This window comes from Neptuniibacter pectenicola, from assembly GCF_001597735.1.
In the GTDB taxonomy this organism is placed as follows: Bacteria; Pseudomonadota; Gammaproteobacteria; order Pseudomonadales; family Balneatricaceae; genus Neptuniibacter; species Neptuniibacter pectenicola.
Genome location: NZ_LUTS01000161.1, coordinates 1 through 250 on the forward strand (window position 1 = coordinate 1; position 250 = coordinate 250).

The 250-nt window shown below is 46.4% G+C and carries 1 protein-coding gene; it reads right to left on the reverse strand.

The features are described 5' to 3' along the window. A partial coding sequence (locus A3773_RS17340) for a hypothetical protein (protein WP_156473578.1) occupies positions 1–206 on the reverse strand: 206 nt, incomplete at its 3' end. Positions 207–250 lie beyond the last annotated feature (44 nt).

Here is a 250-nt window from a genome sequence, read left to right on the forward strand (position 1 = left end):
TTGCCGGAAAAGCTGACCATTGGAAAGACAGATTTAAAGGCACCATGCAGACCCAGTTCCCCACGCTCTGCAGAATTTTTACCTTCCTGCAAGAAGTTACGGTAGGATTCAAGCTGAATTGCCAGCAAGTATGGCACATCCAAAACGGGCGGCAGTTTACCGAAATCCTTACGGATACGTTTTTTCTCAGTATATGAGTAAGCCATCAGCATTCCCCAGCTTGTGCACATTGACGCAAAAGGCCTCTTAA